12 protein-coding genes are annotated in these 17247 nt (G+C 39.7%); 4 read left to right on the forward strand and 8 right to left on the reverse strand.

Translation table 11 applies throughout. The annotated features are described in order from the left end of the window. Nucleotides 1-11 precede the first annotated feature (11 nt). Complete coding sequence (locus J4051_RS15090; RefSeq protein WP_236027511.1) at nt 12-5000, reverse strand: translocation/assembly module TamB domain-containing protein; 4989 nt, start codon at nt 4998-5000, stop codon at nt 12-14. Between the two features lie 307 nt (nt 5001-5307). On the opposite strand from J4051_RS15090, the gene J4051_RS15095 reads away from it, so the two are divergent. From J4051_RS15095 to J4051_RS15105, 3 genes are all read left to right on the forward strand, one after another. Then, nucleotides 5308-5958 carry a fasciclin domain-containing protein gene (locus J4051_RS15095; RefSeq protein ID WP_208234716.1) on the forward strand — a complete coding sequence of 217 codons (651 nt, stop codon included), beginning with the start codon at nt 5308-5310 and terminating at the stop codon, nt 5956-5958. Between the two features lie 243 nt (nt 5959-6201). Then, the gene (locus tag J4051_RS15100) at nt 6202-6714 is read left to right on the forward strand and encodes a thermonuclease family protein (RefSeq protein ID WP_236027499.1); all 513 of its coding nucleotides are present in this window, start codon (nt 6202-6204) and stop codon (nt 6712-6714) included. Continuing rightward, nucleotides 6711-7073: a hypothetical protein gene (locus J4051_RS15105; RefSeq protein ID WP_208234717.1), complete on the forward strand. Its 363-nt coding sequence runs from the start codon at nt 6711-6713 to the stop codon at nt 7071-7073. Before J4051_RS15100 ends, J4051_RS15105 begins: the two co-directional genes overlap by 4 nt. A gap of 215 nt (nt 7074-7288) precedes the next feature. Here the strand turns inward: J4051_RS15105 and J4051_RS15110 are convergent, their stop codons facing one another. Both J4051_RS15110 and J4051_RS15115 read right to left on the reverse strand, forming a co-directional pair. Next, nucleotides 7289-8278 carry a bile acid:sodium symporter gene (locus J4051_RS15110; RefSeq protein WP_208234718.1) on the reverse strand — a complete coding sequence of 330 codons (990 nt, stop codon included), beginning with the start codon at nt 8276-8278 and terminating at the stop codon, nt 7289-7291. A 127-nt stretch (nt 8279-8405) separates the two neighbouring features. Beyond that, on the reverse strand, nt 8406-8894 hold the full coding sequence (locus J4051_RS15115) for a YqiA/YcfP family alpha/beta fold hydrolase (RefSeq protein ID WP_208234719.1): 489 nt from the start codon (nt 8892-8894) through the stop codon (nt 8406-8408). A 138-nt stretch (nt 8895-9032) separates the two neighbouring features. Here J4051_RS15115 and J4051_RS15120 point away from each other — a divergent pair, with 138 nt between their 5' ends. Further along, entirely contained in the window at nt 9033-9338 is a 306-nt protein-coding gene (locus J4051_RS15120) for a hypothetical protein (protein ID WP_208234720.1), read from the forward strand. Between the two features lie 141 nt (nt 9339-9479). On the opposite strand, the gene J4051_RS15125 is transcribed toward J4051_RS15120, so the two are convergent. From J4051_RS15125 to J4051_RS15145, 5 genes are all read right to left on the reverse strand, one after another. Then, nucleotides 9480-10772, reverse strand: coding sequence for a S28 family serine protease (locus tag J4051_RS15125; RefSeq protein ID WP_208234721.1), 1293 nt, complete (start codon nt 10770-10772; stop codon nt 9480-9482). A 518-nt stretch (nt 10773-11290) separates the two neighbouring features. Beyond that, nucleotides 11291-14446 carry an efflux RND transporter permease subunit gene (locus tag J4051_RS15130; protein WP_208234722.1) on the reverse strand — a complete coding sequence of 1052 codons (3156 nt, stop codon included), beginning with the start codon at nt 14444-14446 and terminating at the stop codon, nt 11291-11293. Between the two features lie 59 nt (nt 14447-14505). Further along, nucleotides 14506-14805, reverse strand: a complete 300-nt coding sequence (locus tag J4051_RS15135; RefSeq protein WP_129017367.1) for a DUF190 domain-containing protein — start codon at nt 14803-14805, stop codon at nt 14506-14508. 11 nt (nt 14806-14816) lie between these two features. Next, nucleotides 14817-15821 carry an efflux RND transporter periplasmic adaptor subunit gene (locus J4051_RS15140; RefSeq protein WP_208234723.1) on the reverse strand — a complete coding sequence of 335 codons (1005 nt, stop codon included), beginning with the start codon at nt 15819-15821 and terminating at the stop codon, nt 14817-14819. Then, nucleotides 15821-17080, reverse strand: a complete 1260-nt coding sequence (locus tag J4051_RS15145) for a TolC family protein (RefSeq protein ID WP_208234724.1) — start codon at nt 17078-17080, stop codon at nt 15821-15823. The genes J4051_RS15140 and J4051_RS15145 overlap by 1 nt, the downstream gene beginning before the upstream one ends. Nucleotides 17081-17247 lie beyond the last annotated feature (167 nt).

The following is a 17247-nucleotide window of genomic DNA, read 5'->3' on the forward strand; positions in this document are numbered from 1 at the left end:
GATGTTATTTTTTAATTCTTCTTCTTTTCGATGCTATCATCAATGGTGTCTTCTTTTGCTTTTTGCGCTTCTCTTGCAGCCTTTAATTTGGCTTTTTCTTCCTTTTCTGCTTTAGTTGTTGATTTTACCAACGCATCCCAAAGTTCATTAAACTTGTTGAACTCTTGAGTGAAAATCACAGCAATCCCACTCACAATAATCTGTCCGTCAATGACGTTTTCAAACTCATTTCTATGGAAACCTTTTAATCTATAACGTCCGTTTTCAGTCAGGAGGTATTCAATACTCACATTACCAATAATTGGTGTCTCTTCGCCAGTTGGGCTGCTCCCTTCAACGTCTACTTCGCTACCAACACTGACAATCAATCGGTCATTGAACATTTTCTTCTGAGCTGCAATATCCAATTGTGTCCGATCTGTAGGCGTACTTCCTTGGTAATCTGTATAACTGTCCAGTCCGAAATTAAGTTCAAAACCAGAGTTGCCCAACAACTTATCAGAGAACATATTAAGTTGGTCAGACACGGCATCATTTAAATTATCTCGTGCAATGGACGCCACACCACCAGTACTCCCATCACTTCCGGGATCAGGATAAAATCGGTTCAATACCAATAATGAAAACACTTGTCTGTTCAGTTCATCTTCCTGTTGATTGAGTTGCTGTACCCTGCCGTATACTTGCCCGCCAATAGCACCTTGTTCGTCTTTTGGCATGTCTAAATTAAAATTTATTTTTGGCTCCATCAATTGTCCGTCAATATTGAGATACACATAAAAAGGAAGCACCTGACGGAATTTTCCTTTAGCGGATGGATCCAAGTTTGACGTGGTTGGCGCCATCAAGGCCGATGCTGAGGTTTTGACATCATAGAGCGCCGTAACATCCAGTTTTGCATCAAATGGGTCGCCAGACCAGGTGATACGACTTCCTGAAACAAGATTGAATTTTCTGTTGACAAGATTGTATAAATTCAATTCATAATGACCACTCTGTACTTCATAAATACCCGAAAGAGAGATGTTTCCGTTAGGTTTCATGGTAAAGTTCAAATCCCCTTCGCCAGACACATTAAAGTTATCTCCAGTGGACTCATCAATAATGATGGTTACTGCTGCATCTTGACCAATCTTCAACAAGGCGTTCATGTCAAAGCCAGTTATGGTTGCCGTTTTTTCTTCCGTTCTGGTTAAGATGGCGTCAGGATTTTCACGATTCACAAAAATGACCACACCATCTCGTTCTTCAATATTTACGGTGGCCGAAGGCATCACATAAGTTACATCTGTATCTGACCCAACGGTTGCCTTAAGATCTATTTTTGGAATCTGCAGATCGCCAGTGATTTTTGCATCGGCGTCAAAGGTGACTTTTCCGTAAAGGAAATCATTATCTTCTTTTGTGGCGTTGAGTACTTGAAAATTATCAGCGCTGATCTGTAAGTCAAATGTGGGATTGATGAACGATTGTGTTCCGATCTTACCCGAAGCTATCAGGGTGTTTTCATTTTCATCCCTAATGGTGAAACTATTTACAGAAAGACCATCGTTGTTGATGTTTAATGTTTCTTTGGCAAGTGAGAATGCTGAATTAAACTTCTTTATCTTAAAATCGGCTTCATTGAAAGTCAAACTACCTTCATATTTTGGCTTGTCCAATGTTCCTTCCAATTTGAATTTTCCAGAAAAACTGCCATCGGTTTCTGTGATTTCGCCTTGCGACAACCCGGTAAGTGCTTTCATATTGAATTGGTTGATGTCCAAATCCAAATCGAGGGTGGCGCCTCCTGGAAATGCAACATAATCACCTTTTAAATCTAAGTCAATCTCACCACCGTTCATGTCTACATTAAAATCATAGCTATCGCTTCCAAGAGATTTTGCATCAAGACTTAAATTGCCCATATCAACTTGCATAAAACTCAATTTCGAGATGTCTAAATCGGCAATAATTCCGGTGTTTTTAAAAGGTTCTACCAAGACAAAATCGCCGTTGAGGTTGCCCGTTGCCAATTCCTCATCAGGGTTAAGGTAATTTAAAAACTCGCTCAATTTAAAATTCTTAAAATCTACGGCAATATGTTCCTTAGAAACAGATGGCAGGTCGTCAGTAATCTCAAAAGATTGGTTCTCACGACTGAAAACGAAGTCATTAAATTCCATTTTTTTGTCACTAATCAGAATTTCGTTGTTTTCTGGAGTGTTCCAAGGAGTCTTGTTTAAGACCAAATCTTCAGGATTGACATGAAAACGTAAGAGTTGTCGATTTCCCGTGATTTTACTGGTGATCTGCGTTAATATCTCATCTTTATGATAAGCGATGAATGCCAGAGAAAGCTCATTATTAGATTGATCTCCAGTCATTTTTGTTTTCTGTATGTTTAATGGCCCCGCCTTAATTCTGTTAAAACCTAAATCAAAGATAAATTTATCCTTGTCCGTATCCATTGAAAATGCCAAGCTGTCCAATTCATATCCACTATAATTGATATGTGGCGCAGTAATCCTGGCCGTTAATTGTCGTTCTTTTTCTTTATAATCAACGTCAAATTTAACGGTGTCCAATTTCTTTACATTCACCAAAAAGACGTCGTTCAATATTGGGGCTTCAATGATCTTTGCCCGTAATTTTAAATTGACAGGATTGGCAATGCTGTCCGGAACCTTCTCATCATTATAGAAATAGCTCAGCAGATGGCGCCTTATGGATTTGCTAAACGTTTCAGGATCCGTATTGGATTGCAGCAAGACATCCACCAATTTATTTTTAATGGACACTGACGTCGTATCTTTTCTGACGTGGGCAAGTGCATTGAGATCTCCCAACAAATAGGTTTTGTTATCGTACACTACCACACCTTCGTCTACAATGGCCGCCACATCATAATTGATAGCATTACCCTTAAAATCGGCATAGATTTTCATGCCCGTTTTGACGTCACGTTGCATGAGTCCCAGAGCCTTTAGGTCGGCACCAATAATATTCAATTCTACGTTGGCTTCAGGGGAGACAGAATCTAATACAACGGTGGCATATAAATCCATGTCAAGGTTATAGTCCTTATATTTTGAGGTCACTTTTCCGCTCCCATTTTTGATATCCCCAATAAGTTTTAAGTCGTTGATATCATAATTATTGTATTTAAAACTGGACACAGTCGCTTCAATATGGGCGTCGAGATCATTTATGTTTTTTCCCTTCCCGTTGGCTTTTACAGATAAACTCAAAGTGCCCAATTGTTCATTTTGTAGCAACTCGTTCAGTTTGTAATCTTCAATGGAAAGATCCGCATCAAACTCTAACGTTTTTCCGCTTTTAAAATGTCCATCTACAGAAGCGATGCCTTGTGTGGTGGTCAAGGTTGCATTGGCGTAAATATCGTTGGGGTTTCCTTTAATGTTTCCTGCTAATTTAACCTCTTCGGGCAGGCTCACACCCAAGTCTTTTTCATCAACAAATTGAACAATATCAGCACGGGCTGAAATGGCCGAAAAATTAGGGATGTTAAATTGAATGTTCTCTGGATCCGTAATATTTTGAATTTTTCCGTTTGCCGAAATGTGCGTGTTTGCCCAATTGACATTCATGCGGTTAAGGTTGACATCGGACAAATAACCATTCGCCGTGGTGTTTCCGGAGAGCAAATGTTGACTTAAGGCATTGAGATATGGATTTTTTTTCAGTTCTGGTTGAATGAGAAATACATCTTTCAAAGACACTCGAAATGTGGGAATATCAATAGCAATCTTTGATTTTTCAGGCGATTCGATCAATGCCGATAATTTAGGGTAATCGAGTCGTAAATTGGCGTTTAAACTGTTGTTGTTTAAAGCAGTCCTCAAATCAGACACTTTCAAGATGTTATCATCAGCGCTGAACTTAAGGCTCAGTTCTTTTAAATTAAATCCAGAAATCTCTTTGAACGTAGAGTTTTCAATATGAAGTTCGGCTTTTTTATCCTTCAGGTTGATGCTGTTGGCTTGAAGATTCAAATCGTCTAAAACAATCGCATTCGGATTGAAACTGCCAGATTTTGCTTCCGCGGAAGCGACAAAATAACTGAACTTATTATTTTGGAAATCGACAGCCCCAATGGCAAGTCTTAGTTCTGGCCATTCAAAGGTTTGAATATCCTGCTTGATGTCCTGAGTGACTTCCACCACTTTTTGGGTAACGGCATTGGTCTCGGTTTCAGTATTTAGTACGATGGATGAGTTTTTTAGACGAAAGCTGTCCACTTCAAAATCGCTATTTGCTAAATCTACCTTCGGGATTTTAGCGAATAATTCTTCGATATCAATTTCTGCAGCAATCCGATCGCCATACGATTGGTAGTCGGCAAACACATTGTTCAAGGTTAAACTTTCTACAGAAAGTGACGGTAAGGGCGCAGGATCTTCTTCAGGAATAATGGGTACTGGGGTTTGGATAAATTTGATCCGGGCGTCAGATAGTTCCAATGCTGAAGCTTCAAATAACATATTTTCCAAATCGGTGGTTTTCATAGCGGCATTGAGCGTCCCTATTTTAAATCGGCTGTCAATTCCGGCAACAGCATCGTCAAAAACAATGTCGAAATCCTTGAAATTCAGTTTTCCTATAACAATATTTAAAGGTGCTGCGGTGGTATCTGCTACAACAGTTGTGGTGTCTTCAGCAGCAAATGCGTCAATCAAAAATTGGAAATTATAACCAGCGATAGAATCTTTTCGGATGATATTGGCACGAAGCCCTTCCCAATGCAAGGTATCAACACCAATGCCTTCACCACGAATCATAGCCCAAAGAGGCACATTGGCTTCCAGCGATTTTGAATAAACTAAAGTGTCACCTTTGGTATCTTCCAGAAATAAACCATCAATTTGAAGGTTGCCGTCAAATGTGAGAAATAGACGCTCAATTTCAACTTTGGTATTGGTTTTATTGGAAATGTAAGATGTAGCCTTGTCAACAATGATACCTTGGCCCCACGGACTTCTGATAAATAATATCAACAGGAATAAGAATATAAGAACGCCGAGAATAATTCTTCCAATTATTCTGAGGGCCCTATATTTTCTTTTTGTAGGTTTTTTTTTATCGCTGTCGTTCTCTTCCAATAAATATGATCTAGGAGTACAAATTTATCATATTAGAGGTTGTGACGTGTCTCTAAACACGATTATTAGTGACTCTAATCTTAAAATTGGGTAAAATTAACATCTTTTTTTCGTTTTGGAGGTTTTATGTTAAAGTTGTACAAATTATACTACATCAGCTCGTTTCATACGTATATATAAATATAAACCAATAAATAATTGAATTATGATGATTAAAAAATCGAGTATATTATTTGCCGCTGCCTTGACAGCATTTGTTTTTATGTCGTCTTGTGAAGATGGTAAAAAGAAAGAAGAGCAGATGAGAATTGAAACCGAACGAGTGGAAATGGAGGCTGCTGAAAACGCTAAAATAGAATTGGAAGCTGAAAAAGCGAAAGAAGCTAAAATTAAAGAAGAGGCGAGAGCCAATAGTGTTGCCGGACAAGCCATGACGAATGAGAATTTGACCACTTTGGCGGGTGCTTTGCAAGCTGCTGATTTGTCTACTATGTTGTCTGAACCAGGCGAGTACACAGTATTTGCACCATCAAATCAAGCTTTTGAGAAATTATCACAAAAAAAGCGCGATGAATTAATGCTACCGGAAAATAAGGAAATGTTGAGCGAGGTCTTGACCTATCACGTGGTTCCTGGAGTAATTAATTCTGAAAAATTAGCAGCAGCTATTAAAGGCGCCAACGGATCCTATACGTTTAAAACGGTAACCGGAGAAGAATTGACGGCTTCAATGAGCGGAGATCAATTTGTGATTAAAGATGGCTCTGGTAAGAAAGCACAAGTTATTTTAGGAAATGTGCCAGCTTCAAACGGTATCATTTATATTATTGACACCGTATTGATGGCTAAGAAATAATACTTATTTTATTTTTTATAGATAAAGACCTAACGTGAAGTTAGGTCTTTTTTTATGAAGTGTTTTGGCGGGTGAATGGTATGGTGATTAAACTTTTTTAAAAGCTGAAATATTAAATTCATAAAATTCAAGTTTTGGATAGTGGATAATGAATTAAATCCTGACGATGGAAATGAGTGTTGTGGAAACAAAGATTAAGATTCAAAGAATAATGTATCTTGTGAGAAATTAAAAGACCTCTTCTTGACTAAGCATATCTCATTGATTAAGCATATCTCACTATTCGTTGTTTTCCAATTCATTATTTCAATTGCCTTCTCCCAATCCCTAACCGGAAAAGTGGTAGGCATCATGGATGGCGACAGTTTTAAACTCCTCACGCTTGATTCGACAGTAGTTAGAGTGCGATTGGCCAATATTGACTGCCCAGAAAAAAAGCAGCCTTTTTCTGCCAAGGCTACCCAATTTACCGCCGATGCCATTTTCGGGAAGATGGTGACTATCAATATCCAAAAGACAGACCGATACAAACGTTATATCAGTAACGTAACTTATAATGACTCTTTAAGTTTGTGTCATGAACTGGTTAAAAATGGTCTGGCTTGGCATTATGTGAAATATTCAAAAGATAAAACCTTGCAGGAAATGGAGGACAAGGCCAAAGCTGCCAAAGTAGGCCTCTGGCAAGACTCTCACCCCACAGCACCTTGGGAATGGCGGAGTTCCAAAAAGAAGAAAAAAGTAAAATTAGAATGAAATTATTTAGACTTTTCCTGTTTGTCGGGGTAATGGCCTTTGCTTGTGACCTCTCGGCACAAACTGTTTATGTAACCAAAACTGGAGAAAAATATCATAAAAACACCTGTCATTACCTGAAAAACTCCAAAAAGGAAATCGATTACAAAAAAGCTATTGAACTTCGTTATACGGCCTGTTCTGTATGCAAGCCAAATGCACAGTGGAGTCCGTTAAGTATTAGATCTACATCGATAAAATCTACCACCTCACCAACCATTAAAACTACCACAAGCACGCAATGCACTGGAAAAACGAAAGCCGGAGCACGCTGTAAACGAATGACCAAAAGCGAGAACGGGCGCTGTTATCAGCATTAAAGTTAATCTGTTTTAGATTCACTAAATGTTATTTGTTGTGACTATTAATGATTGCTTAGAACACTGAACACTGAACACTGAACATTAGTCCATCTTCAAAAATCAAAAATCAAAAATCAACATTTTTCAACCCGCCCCTAACTAAGAAGGTACGTTCGGGCAAGTCGTTACTTGTTAACAGTGTACCCTAATCCCCAATCCCTCATCCCTAATGCCTATAACACTTCCTCACGTTCCAACTGTTCCCTCCCCTTATTCGTAGCAATCACACTAATGATCAGAATCTGAAGGGCATGGTAAAACATCAACGGTAATAACATAATACCGACAATACTCGTTTGTCCAAATAAAGCTTCAGAGAAAACCGTACCGTGAACCAGTGACTTTTTAGTGCCACAAAATTGATTGGTGATTTGATCCGCATGATTGAATTTTAAGAGTTTCCCAATCCAGCCGGTCAACGAATACACCAGGAAAAATAAAATCAGTACCAAGACGACCATTGCTGCCATTTCAAGGAGAGTGACACTGCTGAAAATCTCATCTTCAAAAGACTTAACGAAACTTTTATAAATGATGAGTAAAATGATAAATTTATCGAACTTGTTAAGAGTGCGTTTGTTTTTTAATGCCCACGCTCCAAGAAAACGTCTGAGCAACAATCCCAGTGCCAGTGGAATGACAATTTCGGTGATCAGTTGGAAATAAATTGCAGAGAAGTCAAAAGCAACATCCGTTTGTTTCACAAAGGACAACATCCATAGAGGCGTTAAAATAATACCGATAATTCCCGAAATACTGGCATTAAAGATGGCGCCAGGTAAGTTTCCTTTGGCCATAGAGACCATCACCACAGAAGAAGATACGGTAGAAGGCAAAGCTGCCATAAATAAGAAGGCCAACCAAAGCAATTCGTAGGAGGTGTCTTTCACGAACGGGAAAAACGGCAAAATCAGCAATGGAAATAATACAAAGGTTGAGGCTTGAACAGAGACGTGCAGTTTCCAGTTTTTTAGTCCGTTTCTAATCGCTTCTGAACTTAGGCTCAAGCCATAGAAAAAGAAGATAAAAGAGATGCCCAGACTGCTGATGAGGTTCATCGGCACGGGACTGTCCGAAGCCCCGAGTTGCGGAAAGAAATAGGCAATGACAATACTAATGACAATGGCGATGACAAAGGTGTCTATTGGTGATTTTTTGAGCATTTGAGACATTCGGTTTAGTGCAAATATAACGAGCATAGAGGTTATAGTCGGAAAAAAAACTAAAGATTCAGAGGGTTTGTGAGCGATATTTTAGCAGTAGGAAAACTTGTTAAATTTAAAAACCTCTCTACAGGCTACTCATAAACCTTACCACTTCTTCCTCAAAAACATCCAAAGGAATCCGATGTTCCAAGTCGTGCCGAATGCTGATGTTATAATCCTGTTTCTGCATTAATAAATCGCCCAAAAAATGAAGCGTATCTTTAGGGTCCACGACTCTGTCTTTTGAACCTAATACGATATGGATCTTGCCATTGTTGGTTTCTGGTGTGTCAGGTACATTTTGAACCACGCTTCTCTCAGCCAACGCAGGATTGAATACCAACGCTGGTAGTTGTAGTAGTTTTGATAGATAATAGCCCGCGAATCCGCCCATACTGCTGCCCATGACCACATCTGTTTTGGTGTCCTTATATTGGTTGTACAGCCATAAAATGCTATCTGGATTGTTTTCATAATCGATGGATGGTGCTTCAACGGTGCCGTGGCGTTCTAAAATTTCTCGTTTTTCGGGAATTAGACTGCCATTGAGACCGTGGATATATAGGATATTCATTTTATCTGATATTTGATTTCAAACTAAGGAAATATTATGGTTCTTTTTGTGAATTCTTACAAGTTTTTACGTTTTCGAACGGTTTAATACGTAATGTGTGTTTCCCAATTGGCTATCTTTGGAGTAAAGTTGGATATCATGACAAACCCTCACAGATTTAGGTTCCCGAAGACAGTGGTGTTTGTAATTACCGCACTCTACCTGATTTTAATGTTAGCCACTTATTTTTTGTACTTTAAAGATCCTTTCATAGACTGCGCAAAACGAATCTTGGTCGCCCAATCTATTGCCTTGATTTTTCAATTGGTGCTGAATTATGTCAATTTCCGTTCTCAAAGAAAGATTGTGATTCTCGCTACACTATTTGTGAGTGCGACGCTTTTTTCAGGCGTGCTTTCAACCTTTTTCAATTTGGAGTTCATGTGTCGCTATTATGGGTTTTGATGCTGTGAATTTTGTGTTTTGAATCATATAATTCATCATGTTTTCTTCCTTAAATTGCCGCTGTTTCCCAACATCAACCATCACCATAACAACATCTATTGTGGCGAAATAAACACGAAAATCACTTTTGGATAAAGCATTTTAACTTCCTATTTTAATGGAAAGCCAACGTTCTAATGCTTTTTTAAGCTTTTCTCTCTCACTTGGTGTCATTTCTGTGATGTTTGCCGTGCCATGATGTTTTCCGTTCATCATAAACCATAAAGCATCTACTTTATCAGATTTTGGTACAGCTGAAGCAGACCAGGTGTCTAAAGTTCCATAAATGTGTATGATTTTATTACCGTGTTTAGGAAGCCAAGCATTTAGGGCTTTTAAAGATTTATCGTTAAATGGAACTTTCATCTGATTAGGTGTGAAAGCAGCATGCGGATTTGTATCCGTAGGCAATTCGTCCAAAAGTCCTTTGAATTTACTGGTGTCATAGCCGTAATAACCAAATTCGTTGGCGGATTGGTAATAATGGGATGCATAATCCGTCATCGTCTGGTCACTAAAAAACGTGATGTCAGACACTTTAGTCAAGTATAAAAATGATTCATAGGCAGAAGCGGTTTCATCAGGAATTGAATCGCAGTCTGAGCCGTATTGCCAAAATGAAAATGGATATTCCATCACTGAAAACTCGAAGGCTTTTTCGATGTTTTGATAGGTGAAACTCGCTTTAGCACCCACGCTGTAAGCTTTCATAAGCGGTAGGATCTCAGCTTTATTTTCTAAAACATGTCTTTGGAATTTTTCGATTTTTTTGCGACAATCTGCTGTCCCTACAGTGTCCAAAAACTTATAAATACGCTGTTCTTCAAACGACGTATTGATTGGCCCCACATAATTGACACTAACATCTACATCTTCTGGATAAAAATAGCGATAAAACAAGGTCGTTGCACCGCCTTTGCTACGCCCTGTAGAGACCCACTTTGTCGGATACAAATTTCGGAATAGGGTGTTGATATGATGTAAATCGGCGGCAACTTGTTCTAAGGTCAGGTATTGATAATCGATTTCGGCGGGATTGCTTTTTCCAAAATAGCGATGCTCAATCCTGAGTTGGTTAGCATCGATAAAATGCGTTAACTCATCAACTCTATTTCTGACAGCAGTGTAACCTTCCGTGATCATCACTGTGGGTAGCTTAAAATCTTTGTGTGACAAATAGGCTCTTTGATAAAAATGGCCTTTGGAGGGATCTTTGTGATCAAGAGGCTGTTTAATCTTTAATTCATAAGCCGCTTTATAATTATGGGGAGTTTCAATTTTTGTGAAAATAACATCAGGCAATTCGTAAAGGAGTTGTTCCAGTGTCTCTGATTGCGCATTCAAAAAATGTGTTAATCCGAAGATAAAAAGTAAAGTGTATATCGATTTTTTCATAATTGAAATGTAGTAATATAGTGGATGTGTTTTGGTAAAATTAAGAACTACTCCGGTAAAACAAGCTCAAAAATTAAATTATGTCTGAAATTTCATGCCATTCTCATGAATCCATTGGATTCATACGTTTCTTGCTATTTGGTTCGACCCCGCTGGGGTCGCATGTAATTTCTATTTTGCTTCAAAGATTCCATCCCTACGGGATTTGTTGATGATTTTGTGAAGATTGGATTTAGCTTCCTTTGTTTGGCTGTTTTTATTTATGCCGTTGTTGGTGTTTTCTACCAACAATATTTTATATTAAAAGCACTTGCATTTTACGAAACAAATCAAAACCATTTTAAATCCCAGCAGCTGAAAAAGCCAATATCCTGAATCCGCAGGATTCAAACATTTATAGGAATTTAGTATGTGGATTGCTCCCGACCCCAGCGGGGTCGCACCTATGATTAAGACCTTTCAGGTTTTTAAAGCCTGAAAGATCTTTAAAAAGATTCCGTTTCAATTTCTTCCGATAGCTATCGAGATCCATCTTCATCTTCCTGCCCGTCCGTCAGGCGGGCATCCTTCTTTGGCTTATTCACCCACCAATACAAAGGTGGAATTATAAGTGGCGCAAACAATAACGTGCTCGTCAATCCTCCAATAATTACCGTTGCCAAAGGTCTTTGAACATCTGATCCGATCCCGCTTGAAGTAGCTGCTGGCACCAATCCGAAGATAGCCAAAACAAGAATGGTCAATACCGCTCGCAATTGCTCCTTTGAGGTTGCCGTAATCATGGTTTTGCTCAATGGATCTTTTGCGGAGGCTCTGTTTAATGCGGATACCAATAATACGGCTGCCATTACAGAAATCCCCAAAATAGAAACAAAGCCAACACCAGCAGAGACGTTAAAATAATAGCCTCTAAGCAACAGTGCCATTACACCTCCACCCAAGGCAAAAAGAATACTACTGGCGGTAATTAACGTATGTTTGAAATTTCTGTATAACATAAATAGGAATGCAATCACCAGAACTAAGGTCAGCGGAATGGTAAACGCCAACTGCTTTCCGGCACGTTCCAAGTTTTCATATTGTCCGCCATAAACAATTTCATAACCTTTGGGAATCTCTATTTGCTCGTCAATTTTATCTTGTAATTCCCGCACATAACCACCTTGATCCCTGCCTTGGATATTGGCACGAACCGTCACCATACGTTTATTGTTAAGTCGGTAAATGTTGGTTTGTCCTTCCACATAACCAATGTCTGCCAATTGATCCATAGGCACCAATGCTCCAGTAGCCGAAGGAATCAGCAGTGTTTTTAGATCATTGATGTTTTCTCTAAATTCCGGGAGGTAGCGTACCACAATATCATAGCGTTTGGCACCGTCATACAAAACCGAGATTTCTTTACCACCAATTGCGGCTTCAATCATATCTTGAATATCCGCTACGTTAATCCCATACCGTGCTGCTTGCTCCCGATTGATGTCAATGGTTAATTGATCTTGAACATTCTCTTGTTCAATATCGACACCTTCACTGCCCTCCATCTCACTCATGATTCCCGAAATAAGTTCGGCTTTTTCACGCATCATGATCAAATCGTCACCAACAATGGAAACGGCTAAATCGGCAGCACTGCCCGTCACAATTTCCATCACTTGGTCAATAATAGGTTGTCCGGAAGCAAAGGCAACTCCTGGGAATTCATGCTCCAGATCGCTGCGCATTTTTTGCACCAATTGTTTCTTTGAAAGCGTATCACTCCATGTAGAATAATCCTTTAAGCCGACTAAAATCTCGTTTCTATTGGCAGGAAACGGATCCGTACCATCATCGTTCCGTCCGGTTTGTGTAATGACATAAGACACTTGCGGGAATTTGGAAATTACTTCTCGGATTTTAGGCGCGTATTTCGCATTTTCAGTAATGGTGATTCCTGCTGGGAAGTTGGCTTGTAAGAAAATCGACCCTTCATCTAATTCCGGTAAAAATTCCGAACCTAATTTCGTTCCAAAAGAAATCAAAACAAGGACGATGGCGAATCCAATCACCACGGTTTTTTTGTAATGTGTTGTAAAAACATTCAAAACCTTGACATATTGTTTCTCTAAAAACGTCAAGACAAAGTTTTTAGGTTCTTTAAATTTCTTGTCGGGTTGGGACATGGTTTTGCTGTACACATATGAAATAACCACGGGAATGAAAGTCAGTGCTGCCAGCATAGACCCTAAAACGGCAAAGGAAAGCGTTAATGCCATGGGCGAAAACAGTTTGCCTTCTACACGGGTCATCAACAAAATTGGTAGATAAGCCAAAATGATAATCGTTACTGAGAAAAAGATTTCACGACCAACTTCTTGGGCAGACAATAGGGTAATTCTAACAATTCCACTTTTCCGTTCTTCTGGGGTTGAGGTGCGATATTTCCGAATGAGATGTTCGGTCATGACCACGGCACCATCCACAATAATTCCGAAATCAATGGCTCCCAACGATAGGAGGTTGGCTGGGATGCCTGTAAATCGCATGATAATAAAGGCGAATAACATCGAAAACGGAATCGTCAAAGCCACCACCAAAGCACTTCGGACACTTCCCAAAAAGAAAATTAGGATGATGACCACAATACTCACGCCTTCAAACAAGGTCCAACCCACAGTATTCAAAGAGTGATCAATTAAAAATCCGCGGTCGTAAAGCGTTCGGATGGTCACATCTTGCGGAAGTTCGTTGGCTTGTAAGTCGGCAATGCGCTGTTTAAGTTCTACAAGAACTTCACTTGGGTTTTCAAATTTCCGAAGTAAAATAATACCTTCTACGCCATTATTCACCTCGATATTTTCATCAGGTACCGAATAGCCTAAAACGCCACTCGGTGGTGGTGGGGCAATTTCTACACTCGCCACATCACGGATAAATATCGGAACGCCTTTAACCGCTTTTAAGACGATATTTTCAATGTCTTTTTCGTTTTTGATGGCACCCAAACCACGCACGGCAAAACCTTGACCACCACGTTCCATGATGTTTCCTCCGGTGTTAAGGTTGTTGGCAACCACCGCCTCTTCAATGTCAGAAAATGACAGATCGTACTTGCGGAGTTTATCCGGATCAATAAGAATATGAAACTGTTTTAACGGACCTCCAAAAGTGGTAATGTCGGCTACGCCATTGGTCTGAAGTAAATAGGGCTCAATCACCCAATCCTGTAAATCCCTTAATTCCGTAGGGGAATAGCTTGGTGGTGCTTCTACAACATATCTAAAAATCTCACCCACGGCGGTGGAAAGAGGCGCCAATTCAGAGATCACGCCTTCGGGTAATTCGGCGCTTGCGAGTCGCTCCATCACTTGTTGACGGGCAAAATAATCGTCCGTATCATCTTTAAACGTCAGTTGTACCACAGAAAGTCCAAAAATAGTTCGGCTTCTTCGGTCAATGACATTTGGTACATCTTGCAGCACCCTTTCTAAAGGAATGGTGACTTGCTGCTCCACTTCTTCGGCAGCACGACCTTGGTATTGCGCCACCACAATCACGTTGGTGTCGGCAATATCCGGATAGGCTTCTATTTTGAGCTCTGTGAAACTATAATACCCGATAGCCATGATGAGTAAGCTGAGACCTACTACCAATGGGCGGTTTTTATGTGAAAATATGAGAAGATTTTTAATCACAGGACATATGATTTATAAATTATAGATATTAGATTTAAAGCGGAAGTCAATGATTTTACTTACCAAAGATCGACCCGATGGGTGATGATGAATCCGCCGCGATACTGTTCTCTTAGAACACTTAAGGTTGTTTTTACTTTTTCTTCAGAATCAACAAAGGTGATCAGCATGGACGCTTCATCAAAAGAAAATAGTCGGGAAGGTTGTTTCAGTCGATGATGTCTGCCGAAACCAGAATATCCCATCACGGAGGTTGCACCTGCAATCCCATTGTCGATGAGTAAATTCATAATAAACTCATGTAAAGGTTTGACGCCTTTGAGTTCGTCTTTATCGATGAAAATTTGTGCTTGTAACATGTTTTTATTTTTTAATATCCGAACGATAGACCTTTGAGTTGTAAAACGCCTTCGATGGCAACTTCATCATCAGCAGAAATCCCATCAAAAATGATGATCCGATCGCCAATATGTTGACCGATTTTGACTTCCTTACGCTCAAATTCATTTTCGGAAGTTTTTATAAATACATAATGCTTGCCTTGAACGGTCACCAGTGCATTTTTGTTGACACTTACATTATGGTCGTCGCTCAGGTCAAAACTCACATTGGCAAACATGCCCGATTTCAGTTTCTTCGAGGAATTGTTGACGATAATTCGCGCTTTGACCATTCGTGTGCTGTGATCGACAACGTCGGCAATGGCATCCACTTTTCCGGTGAATTCGGTGTTTGGGAAGGCATTGAATCGAATATCGCACGTGTCACCTTCTTCTATATTTCCAATTTGATTTTCCGGAATATCACAGATGAGGAATGCTGTTCCCGCTTTTGCTTTTCGCAAAACATCCGGTGAAAACCCTTCGGAAATTAATTTGGATTCGTGTTCGGTCAAAGCTGCCTTTTCATTGGAAAGTAAACTTTGTTCCATCGTCAAAGCGCTTTCAGCATCCATCAGATCCTGACCTGTGGCGACGCCGTGGGCACTCAGATCCTTGGTGCGTTCCAATTCCAACTGACGCTGCTTGAGGTTGACGTTGGCAATTTGATTGATGCTGATCTGTAATTGATTCAGCTGTGTATAATGGCTGGACAGTTCAGGGTTTTCGAACAAAATCAGATTCTGTCTCGCACCTTCGCGTGATGGTAATACGGTGGCAGCGACGTTTGCCGGTGCGGTAAATTTCGCCGAAAGCGTATCGTTATTGAGATGCTCAGTCTTGAAAAAATCCAAGTGTGCAGTTTCTGGAAACTGAATGGTTGTCCCGCCATTGGTGATAATGGGGGAGGCTCTATGGGTCTGTTCTGTTTTGGTTTCACTGCCACAAGATGACAACAGGAGTAAAACAAAAGCTGTGAAAATTGCGTGTTTCATTATTGGGCTAATTGATTGATTAAACCTGCTACGTACAGCAGTTGTATATGACTTTGACGGTATTGCTCTAAAACGTCGTTGTATTCTTCCTGGGTTTCCAGCCAACTACTTTGGGCTTCCAAGAAATCGATGATGCTGGTGCCACCTCTGAGATAGGCATACTTAATGTTATCTAAAATGGTTTGGGATTGTTCCAAAACCGATTGATAATTTTCTATATTTTGTAACTGAACTTGATGACTTTCATAAGCCGTGGTGATTTCAGTTTCAAGCTGTGCCTGCAAAGTGTGAAGTTGCTGCTCAGCCTGGTCTCTTTGGATGAGGGATTTTTTGATTTCACCTTGATTCCGATCAAAAAATGGCAAATCTATGGACGCGACGAATCCAACATGAGGAATTTTGTGCTGTACGTTGTAAATTACGCCTATTTCAGGTTGCGGATAAGCCATGCTTTTTTGCAGATGGATGTTACTTTCAGAAACGTCAACCATGGATTTTGCGGATTGTATGGCACTTCGAAATGCTAAAGATTGTTCTTGCAATTCATTTAAAGAAGTCAGACCGTAGCTTCCAAGATCTTCTGAAGTATCAATTTGAATAGTATCTTGAATCCCCATTAGAAACTGAAGTTCCTTTTTTCTGTTTGCTAATTCTTGACGCTCTGTTGTGTATTGCAACGCATATTGTTTGGCTAATAGTTCCGTTCGGAATACATCGGTTTGGGTGATGACTTGATTTCTGTATCGATGTTGATTGGTGATCACTAAACTGTCAATATTATCTTTTGCAGATTTAATGAGTTCCAATTGCTTTTGGGCGGTCCAGACTTCGTTCCATTTTTCGGCGACCTCAAAAAGAATATCACTTTCTATTTCCGTGTATTCTTTTTGAGATAATTGGGCACTTTTTTGAGCGACATCAATTTTATTTTTGCGCTGCCCCATAATTTGGAAGGTTTTCGACAACTGCCAAAGCACTTCGCGATTTTCAGGATTTCCCCAATTCGTGCTATTCTCAAAATCTGATGAATTGGCGATTTGAATGGTTTCATTACTCAACACCAAATTCGGGCGCAATTCAGCACTAAGGATATCGCTTTCGGCAATGGCAATATTATAATGCTCCGACTTTAAAACCGGATTATTGCGTTTTGCCGTTTTCAAAACTTGTTCTAAAGTGAACGGTGTTTGCGCATTTACAGGCTGTAATAATCCGACAGCGAGAGCTAAATAGAGAAATGTTTTAAAAATGAACTTCATGTCAGCTTTTTAATGAATTGTTCTGCGGTTTGCATAGAATTACAAAGATTGACCTACTTTATCTATTTGTCAGTTAGAGAAGTCATAGAAAAATATTAGAATTTCATTAGAAAAAGGAAAGGTGTCGAGTTAAAAGCGTCATTGCGAGGAGGCACGACGAAGCAATC

The organism is Gelidibacter pelagius (assembly GCF_017581925.1).
Lineage (GTDB): Bacteria > Bacteroidota > Bacteroidia > Flavobacteriales > Flavobacteriaceae > Gelidibacter > Gelidibacter pelagius.